Source organism: Endozoicomonas sp. (genome assembly GCF_051008435.1).
In the GTDB taxonomy this organism is placed as follows: Bacteria; Pseudomonadota; Gammaproteobacteria; order Pseudomonadales; family Endozoicomonadaceae; genus Endozoicomonas_A.
In genome coordinates this window covers 1-8,033 of record NZ_JBPCXO010000129.1, presented here as the reverse complement: position 1 = coordinate 8,033, position 8,033 = coordinate 1, and the positions used below count along the sequence as shown (strand labels likewise).

The window sequence follows — 8,033 nt, the reverse complement described above, 5'->3', positions numbered from 1 at the left end:
AGGAGCGGTAATGCCAAGAGCGGTCTGAAACAGGTCTTCCATGTGAGCCTTCAGGTGAGTTCAATGGGGTGAGTGAAGTGGGTAAATATACATGGTTACCCACTCATTTTTCAAAAGAGCCAAAAATTTACATCCTTCTGCCCTTTTCTCAACCTGGATACCCGAGCTTTAACATCTTGAATATAGCGCCTTGAGAGTAGCATTCTACTTTCAGGGTTCCACAGCCTCGCTTCCACGCTTTGAAGAGAAGCCCAGAGAGCATTGCATTACGGATGAGATGTATACGGACCTTTATGGCTGTAGATCGTGCAGCCATGGAGATTGCTTACCAGTGTAACCTCTCTGGCAATGATCTACTTGAAGAAGGCATCTATATAAAGAGGGCAAAAGGAAGTATTCCAGAAATCACTTTATGGAATCGACGATTAAAAGCAGCTGTCGGTATGGCTTTAAAAGCAAATGTTGAAGCCGGTATCAAAAGCGCCTATCTATTTCCTGATAAAGACGGCTCCCGCCTGACAGAAGAAAAGCTCTCAAACCGATTCAAAGACAAAATGAGAAGAAGGGTAGCCAGCGGCAAATAGAACCTGAAGAGTGCTTTCCCTTCCATGATTTGAAAGCCAAGGGTGTATCTGATCATGAAGAGCAATACTCTGGCCACAAAACGAAGAAGGGTAAGAAGGTTTATATCAGAAAAGCACCAAAGGTGAAGGGCTCAAAATGAACGACGGCTATACCTTAAACAGCCGTTTTTTTCTCATTTTTGTTCTCATTTCAAGAAAATTAGGTACAAAAAAAGACCTACATCTCTGTAAGTCTTTGTTTTATATGGCGCTCCCTGGAGGATTCGAACCTCCGACCTGCCCCTTAGGAGGGGGCCGCGCTATCCAGCTGTGCCAAGGGAGCATAGAAAAGCCAGCGGGTTGATCTTTCCGGCTGGCTTACTTTGCATTCTAACGAATCGATGTAGTTTTTCCAAGAAATAAAGTCGTTCTGCGCGCAGCCCGGTGCTAAATCCTTATCGACGGATTCGGTCAGCTGCTTTTGTCTTTCAGATGTTTCTCAAGTGTACTCTCGAAAGCGAGCAGTTTGTCTGCCACTCTGGCGCTGTCTACTTTCAGCTCACCCGCAAGATAAGCTTTTCTAAGAGCCAGTAACCGTGCCTCAGTATGACGGCTGGGTATACTGCTGTGAGTCTCGGTATCGTTCTTTCGGCTATCGTCCATGATTCCTCCTGATCGCTAAGCACCTGATAGTCTCACAAGCGTTTTTCAGGTTCCAGAGCCAATACATAGCTTTTTACCATTCAGGTTTCATGCCAGATTCATTTACTTATGCATCGTCAGATACTTACCAAAATCAAGCCCGAAGCGATCAATCCAGTTCCCCACCACTTTTGTGACGAAGCTCTCTCTCCGAGCAGCCAAACGCCCATCAATACACCCACCGGAATACTGGTTTGCCTCAAAGCCACAATAAGGCTGACATTATCAGCAAACGCCATGGCAGTCAGCACTATGCAATAAGTAGAGAACATTGCCACTCCGGTGAAAAACAGAGCGCCCCGGTGATCTGCGAACAATTGAGCCATTTCCCTGCGCTGCTTTCGGAAAGGAAATGAGAAGAGCCCCAGCCAGAGACTGGTCGTTATTGCCTGGAGAATCAGATAGAGCAAAGCACTTTTGAAGGCCACGCCTTCAATAGGCCACAACTCTCTCATCAACATGAGAGCACGACTGTCGACCACGGAGTAGCCAGTAATGCCCACTGCGGCCATCACCGCAAAGGCAGAAGCAGGATTAAGATAATGAGACCACCTGAAGTCACTCCAGTGCCAAAGTGGCAGAATCATGCAACCCGAGACAATCAGAGTGAATGCCAGCCACTTTTCTGATGACAGCTCAGCCCCCCACCCCAACAATCCGATAACAGGAGGTACCAGAAGTACAGGCAAAGCGCGCGAGACCGGATACATCAATGACATATCCCCGAAACGATAGGATTGCCCTAATCCTAGAAAGTAGATTGCCTGGAAGAAGCCGCTCAGGATCAACAAATGCCAAATTCCCCAGGAAATTTCGCCCAGCCAGTCGATATAGAAAATCAGCAGGGGCGCAAAAGCCAACATGCCCAATAGGGCAGAAAGGGTAAAACTGGTTCCTGAAGGCTTGACTCTTTTTCCCAGGCAATTCCAGCCGGCATGCATGAAGGACGAAATCAATACAAGAATAATTGCCAGATTGTCCAAACTTGTACTCCTGAGCTGGCATGGCCAGAGAATGTTCGTCACCGAACGATGTATACTATGCGCAGGCTATAGCTTCGGCAGGTTCGCAAGAAGAGTGAATGATCCTTTACATTTTTGTGACTTTCGATTCAGTATAAAATCAACACCCTTTTACATATTTCACTCAACCGTGAAATGATTCAAACTATAACTCTACACACACAATAATTTCGGCTAGTTTCTATAAACAAGGAAAGCGAGGACAGGAATGTGACACGCTCACTGGCTGCAAACACGATAATTGCACTCAAAAATATGGTTAAAGTTTTACCCACCCTGCTGCTCGCCGGATTTGTTTCCACGGCAGGGGCTTCCGTCATTTCCTACGATGACCCTTGGGAGAAGACCAACCGGGCTATCTTCTCATTTAATGACAAGCTGGACACCTATGCCCTGAAACCAGTGGCTAAAGGCTATGATACGGTGACTCCCAAACCGATCCAGCAACTGGTCAGTAATTTCTTCTCCAACCTTGGTGAATTCAGAAATACTGCCAATGCCTTGTTTCAGCTGAAAGGCACTGAAGCACTGGCCTCTGTTGGGCGTTTTGGCATCAACTCTACAATGGGCATGCTGGGACTGGTGGATGTTGCGACCCCTTTGGGTATTGAGCAGAAATATGAAGACTTTGGCCTGACACTGGCTCACTGGGGTACCCCATCGGGACCTTATGTTGTTTTACCTATCCTGGGTTCCAGAACATTGCGCTCTGGTGTCGGCACTCTGCCAGACTCAATGATGAATCTGCAGGGCCAGATTAATCCGGAACGGGATCAGTGGACCGCCAGAGGGGTCGATATTGTCAACACCCGCTCATCTCTGCTCAGCGCTGAAGACCTGATTGTGGGTGATCGCTACACGTTCATTCGGGACGCTTATTTGCAGCGTCGGGAATATATGATCACTGGCCAGCTGCCAGAAGACGATTTCTGACTTCATCAGCGTCTGCATGCATGCCCCACATCAAAGTATTAACACACTGATGCGGGCACTCTTAACAGACACAAACGGCCGGCCAGGCAAGCGTAAACGGAACCTCAGCACAGGATCGATTTCTGTGCTTTTCCCTCCCCCGGCTTGCAGCACGGCCGGGTTGAGAGTATGTTTCAACAGACCACAAAGCAATAATGGTTCAACGTCAGATGCACTCTGTTTTCCTTGGCGTAGGTATTCCTGAAATGGTCTGGAGATGTCTCTCCAGCGGGCAGGATATATAAATATGGCCAGTAGTACTCTTCTGGTCATTGATGATGACACAATTGTCAGAGAAAGCATCGTAGCCTATCTCGAAGACAGCGGATTCAACATTCTCCAGGCAGAAAATGGTGAGCAGGGTCTGGCTGTCTTCAAAGAGATTCCCCCTGACCTGATTCTCTGTGACCTTCGAATGCCGAAAATGGATGGCCTGGCAGTGCTTCGAAGTGTTCGTGAGTTATCCCCAGACACCCCCTTTATTGTGGTATCCGGAGCCGGTATCATGGCTGATGTGGTAGAGGCACTCCGACTTGGAGCCAGCGACTACATCATCAAACCGATTGTCGATCTGGAAGTGCTTGAGTATGCCATTAACCGTGCTCTTGAAAATGCCCAGCTGACCCTGGAAAACCGCCGCTACCGCGAAAGTCTTGAAGAAGCTATCCACTCTCTGGAAAACAATCTGCATCTGCTGCAGGAAGATCAGAAGGCCGGTCGACAGGTACAAATGAAAATGCTGCCTCAGGAGCCGCTGACATTTGAAAATTTCAAGGTTGACCACCAGATCATTCCCTCTCTCTACCTCAGTGGCGACTTTGTTGATTACTTTGCCCTGAACGAACACAGCTTTGCTTTCTATCTGGCTGATGTTTCGGGTCATGGCGCGTCTTCAGCCTTTGTGACCGTGTTACTGAAACACATGTCCATGAACCTGCTCAGGGAATACCAGTCTCATGGTGGCCGGGTAAGGGTTAAACCTTCCCATGTGCTTAACTTCCTCAACCGAAGCCTTCTGGAAACAGGTCTGGGTAAGCATGTTGCCGTGTTTGGTGGTGTGGTGGACACCCGTGATCAAAAGCTGACTTATGCCTTTGGCGGCCATTATCCACTGCCCATTCTGTCGACACCGGAAGAGACCCGCTGCATTGAAGGCCGGGGGCTGCCCGTTGGTCTGTTTGATGATGCCACGTTTGAAGATGTAACAATTGACTTGCCCGAGCAATTTACCTTGACTATCCTGTCCGACGGTATTCTGGAGGTACTGCCACAGCAGACACTTCAGGAGAAAGAAGACTATCTGTTGTCTGTTATTAAAGAGGGAGCTGTCACGGTATCAGCGCTGACAGAAAAACTGGGGCTTAACTCTATCAAAGCGGCTCCAGACGATGTAGCCATGCTGATTCTGGCTCGAAACTGAATGATTCCTGGAAAAATACTGTTCGCAGAACACGATGGCACCTATGTCCTGAAACTGGTGGGAGAGGTACGCTTGACTCTGTGCTCCTCACTGGAAGCCTTTCTGGAAAAGATGTTCAATGAGCCGGATTTCAGCTCAGTCATCATCGACCTGACCGATACCGACACCATCGACAGCACCTCTTTGGGTCTGCTGGCCAAGCTGTCCATTCAGGCCAAGAAAAATCTGGGCCTGGTGCCTGTCATTATTTCAACCAAAGATGATGTCACCCGAATTCTATTGAGCATGGGTTTTGACAGAGTGTTTGTCATTGTCAGAGAGCTGGAAGGCTATGAAAATCTGAACCTGAACATGCATGACATCACTTGTGATGGGGATATGGAGCAGTCCACTCAGGCTCGCAAGGTACTGGATGCCCACAAGGTTCTAATGAGTCTGAATGAAGAAAACCGGGAAGCCTTCAGTGAATTGGTGAAACAGTTAGAACAGATTCAGACCAACAGCCAGGAAAATAATGAGAACTGAGCCTGCCACTAAAGAGAAGGCTTGAGCTCCACCGTATTACCATCAGGGTCATTGATGTATAAAGAAAGGCCCTGCCCCTGAGAACCATAGCGCTTTTTCATTTCGCCCGCTTCAACGCCCCTGGCTAACAGGTAGTCCACAAGTTCCTGCTCCGAAACTTTTTCAATCAGCAGACAAAAGTGATCCATGTTTCGGCCGGAAGCACCCGGTGCTGCTCCTCCGGAGCGACCAATGGCGCCACTGACGGTCACCAGGTCAATCAGGGCATTACCGGCTCTCAGTTGATAAAGCCCGGTTTCTTCCGAGGTTTTTCTTTCCAGAGAACAACCCAGAAGATCGCAGTAAAAATCCAGCATCGCATCCAGGCGATCGGTTCTTAAGACCACATGATCAATACCAAGAATCTTCAGCATATCTGCCCTCTGAACATTTCATCGTGAAACAATCATTCACCAGAAGATAGCGTAAGACTGTTTCAAATAAACGAGCTATTTAACGGGTTTCAGGCGGCATTCTGAGCCTGTTCCCTGAGACTTTCAACCTGCCTGACAGCTTCCAGCAACACCTCTAAACCAGCCCCTTTCTTATGGGCATTTTCACTGATATAGCGACGGAATCTCCGAGCGCCGGGCTCGCCCTGATAAAGGCCCAGCATATGACGGGTTATATGACTTAAATGACAGCCTTTAGTCAGTTCGGACTCTATGTAAGGCAGCATTTTCTCCACCACCTGATGACGATCAATCAATGGCTTACCAGTGCCATAGAGACGATTATCCACTTCAGCCATCAGATAGGGATTATGATAAGCCTCTCGACCCAACATGACGCCGTCTACCTGTTCCAGATGCTGTTCAATCTCAGCGAAGGTCGCAATGCCCCCATTGATTGTAATTTCCAGATTCGGGAAATCTTTCTTCAACTGATAGACCACCTCAGGCTTGAGAGGAGGAACATCACGATTCTCCTTGGGAGAAAGACCTTCAAGAACCGCAATACGCGCATGAACAATAAATGTTTCGCACCCGGCTTCAGCCACTTTGCCGACAAAATCCACCAGTTGTTCATAGGACTCACGACCGTTAATGCCAATCCGATGTTTCACGGTAACCGGTATATCCACTGCCTCTTTCATGGCTTTGACACTTTCTGCAACCGTTTCAGGCTCTGCCATCAGGCAGGCACCAATACGACCATTTTGAACCCTGTCACTGGGACAACCCACGTTCAGATTGATCTCCTGGTAACCAAACTGTTCAGCGTACTGTGCCGACTGGGCCAGATGTTGAGGGTCATGCCCTCCCACCTGAAGAGCCAGTGGGTACTCTTCAGGGTTGTGCTTGAGAAAGCGGTCTTTATCGCCAAATACCAGAGCCCCGGTGGTCACCATTTCGGTATAGAGCAAAGCGTGCTCTGACAACAAACGGTGAAAGTAACGGCAATGCCTGTCCGTCCAACCCATCATGGGGGCTACGGAGAACTTACGGTCTAGAGGTTTGGGCTGAGTCACTGGCACATTTGTTTTCAAAATCAAGGAACGGCTAATGATATACCAGAATGTCCTGCTCGGCAGTAAGGGTCACTCATTCTTGATCCGGGAATAACATCAGCAGGATAGGTAATTTGCCCTGCTCATACCGGCTACTCCCAGATTGTACTCATTTTCTGATTTCAGCTTTTTACAGACACACCCCTCCTACCAGAGGAATTCGTGTGGGCTCACAGTTGTAAATCAGCCGTCCGGTATCCCCATGCATGTAATCCAGCAACATTTCCGAACGTTTATCCGGCGCCATACTGGTTGCAGGCTTTTCCTGAAGCGCCTGAACAGGTCTTGGATAATCGGCCCAGTCCAGAGGTGGGCGCCAACCTGGAGGAGAAGAAATTCTCGCACGGGTACCATTAACGGGATAGAGCGCTCGCCTTTCCAGAATTTCCTTTGCCATTCGATCCACCCGCTTTGGGTGTTTACTGGCCAGGTTATTGTACTCCCCCGGATCTTCAGCAAGGTTGTACAGCTCCTGAGTAATGGTCATTGCCAGCGGATCTATTTTCAGCCACTGAATCAGCTTCCAGTCACCTTCAATCAGGGTAAATCCAAAGGAGTTGTAGAGTGGAATTTCAGAAGCGAAGAATAGATTTCGATCACGACTGATCTTTTTACCTTCCGTCAGTGTCGGAAGCAGATTCACCCCATCCAGTGGAAGCTCGTTGCGCGGCTTGATGCTGGCAGCAGCTGCCAGAGTGGGGAAAACATCCATTACCGTCATGGTTGTATCCACCTGACTTCCCGGCTTGATTCTTTTAGGCCAGCGCATCACCGAAGCAACCCTGATCCCACCTTCGTAGACCTCTCCCTTACCGCCACGGAAGGGACTGTTATCTCCGCCTCCCCTGCCATAAACTCTTGAGGCGCCATTGTCAGAGAAAAACATTACGATTGTATTGTCTGCAATGCCCTCATCTTCCAGAGTCTTTAAAACCCTTCCCATTGCCTGATCCATAGCATCCACCACTGCCGCATAAAGGGGTCTGCGGCTTTCAGTGCCCGACAGTTTGGCCAGCCTGGAAATCTTGTCCGAAGGACTTCTTGCCAAACCTCGATCGTCTTTCAAGCCTTCATACTTTTTAACCAGCTCATCCGGGGCTTCCAGAGGCTCGTGGGGAGCAAGAAAAGGCAAGTAGAGAAAGAAGGGGCTGTTTTTATGTAACTGCTCAGAATTCGTAGGGAGTCAACACACAGGCATCAAAACTTTGTGTATTCGAGTCGGGCATAATCTCAACCCATGAAGCCGTCCAAAACCTCAGCACTTGAAACAGAAGTCAGCG

General features: G+C 48.7%; 8 protein-coding genes, 1 tRNA gene and 1 pseudogene. 4 read left to right on the top strand and 6 right to left on the bottom strand.

The window, feature by feature from the left end; all coding sequences use genetic code 11:
* Positions 1–293 precede the first annotated feature (293 nt).
* A complete protein-coding gene (locus tag ACR2PX_RS06030; RefSeq protein WP_433998458.1) occupies positions 294–584 on the top strand; it encodes a hypothetical protein in 291 nt (96 codons plus the stop codon).
* A 245-nt stretch (positions 585–829) separates the two neighbouring features.
* Here the strand turns inward: ACR2PX_RS06030 and ACR2PX_RS06025 are convergent.
* The 3 genes from ACR2PX_RS06025 to ACR2PX_RS06015 all read right to left on the bottom strand — a co-directional run bounded on the left by ACR2PX_RS06025 (position 830) and on the right by ACR2PX_RS06015 (position 2,248).
* A tRNA-Arg gene (locus ACR2PX_RS06025) sits at positions 830–906 on the bottom strand.
* Between the two features lie 128 nt (positions 907–1,034).
* Positions 1,035–1,226, bottom strand: coding sequence for a hypothetical protein (locus ACR2PX_RS06020; RefSeq protein WP_433998457.1), 192 nt, complete (start codon positions 1,224–1,226; stop codon positions 1,035–1,037).
* A gap of 116 nt (positions 1,227–1,342) precedes the next feature.
* Positions 1,343–2,248 carry a hypothetical protein gene (locus ACR2PX_RS06015; RefSeq protein WP_433998456.1) on the bottom strand — a complete coding sequence of 302 codons (906 nt, stop codon included), beginning with the start codon at positions 2,246–2,248 and terminating at the stop codon, positions 1,343–1,345.
* A 249-nt stretch (positions 2,249–2,497) separates the two neighbouring features.
* Here ACR2PX_RS06015 and ACR2PX_RS06010 point away from each other — a divergent pair, with 249 nt between their 5' ends.
* The 3 genes from ACR2PX_RS06010 (at position 2,498) to ACR2PX_RS06000 (ending at position 5,204) form a co-directional block, all read left to right on the top strand.
* Complete coding sequence (locus ACR2PX_RS06010) at positions 2,498–3,220, top strand: MlaA family lipoprotein (protein WP_433998455.1); 723 nt, start codon at positions 2,498–2,500, stop codon at positions 3,218–3,220.
* 286 nt (positions 3,221–3,506) lie between these two features.
* Complete coding sequence (locus ACR2PX_RS06005; RefSeq protein WP_433998454.1) at positions 3,507–4,679, top strand: response regulator; 1,173 nt, start codon at positions 3,507–3,509, stop codon at positions 4,677–4,679.
* Complete coding sequence (locus ACR2PX_RS06000) at positions 4,680–5,204, top strand: STAS domain-containing protein (protein WP_433998453.1); 525 nt, start codon at positions 4,680–4,682, stop codon at positions 5,202–5,204. It abuts the gene before it with no gap.
* Positions 5,205–5,212: 8 nt separating this feature from the next.
* On the opposite strand, the gene ACR2PX_RS05995 is transcribed toward ACR2PX_RS06000, so the two are convergent.
* From ACR2PX_RS05995 to ACR2PX_RS05985, 3 genes and pseudogenes are all read right to left on the bottom strand, one after another.
* Positions 5,213–5,617 (bottom strand): VOC family protein, encoded by a 405-nt coding sequence (locus tag ACR2PX_RS05995; RefSeq protein ID WP_433998452.1) that lies wholly within the window; start codon positions 5,615–5,617, stop codon positions 5,213–5,215.
* An 89-nt stretch (positions 5,618–5,706) separates the two neighbouring features.
* Positions 5,707–6,714, bottom strand: coding sequence for a tRNA dihydrouridine(20/20a) synthase DusA (gene dusA, locus ACR2PX_RS05990; RefSeq protein ID WP_433998451.1), 1,008 nt, complete (start codon positions 6,712–6,714; stop codon positions 5,707–5,709).
* 169 nt (positions 6,715–6,883) lie between these two features.
* Positions 6,884–7,897: pseudogene (locus ACR2PX_RS05985) on the bottom strand (sulfatase-like hydrolase/transferase); the annotation flags it as partial.
* Positions 7,898–8,033 lie beyond the last annotated feature (136 nt).

Coding starts and splice junctions, on each gene's coding strand:
- ACR2PX_RS06030 (WP_433998458.1), top strand. CDS start 294: ATGGCTGTAGATCGTGCAGCCATGGAGATTGCTTACCAGTGTAACCTC.
- ACR2PX_RS06020 (WP_433998457.1), bottom strand. CDS start 1,226: ATGGACGATAGCCGAAAGAACGATACCGAGACTCACAGCAGTATACCC.
- ACR2PX_RS06005 (WP_433998454.1), top strand. CDS start 3,507: ATGGCCAGTAGTACTCTTCTGGTCATTGATGATGACACAATTGTCAGA.
- ACR2PX_RS06000 (WP_433998453.1), top strand. CDS start 4,680: ATGATTCCTGGAAAAATACTGTTCGCAGAACACGATGGCACCTATGTC.
- ACR2PX_RS05995 (WP_433998452.1), bottom strand. CDS start 5,617: ATGCTGAAGATTCTTGGTATTGATCATGTGGTCTTAAGAACCGATCGC.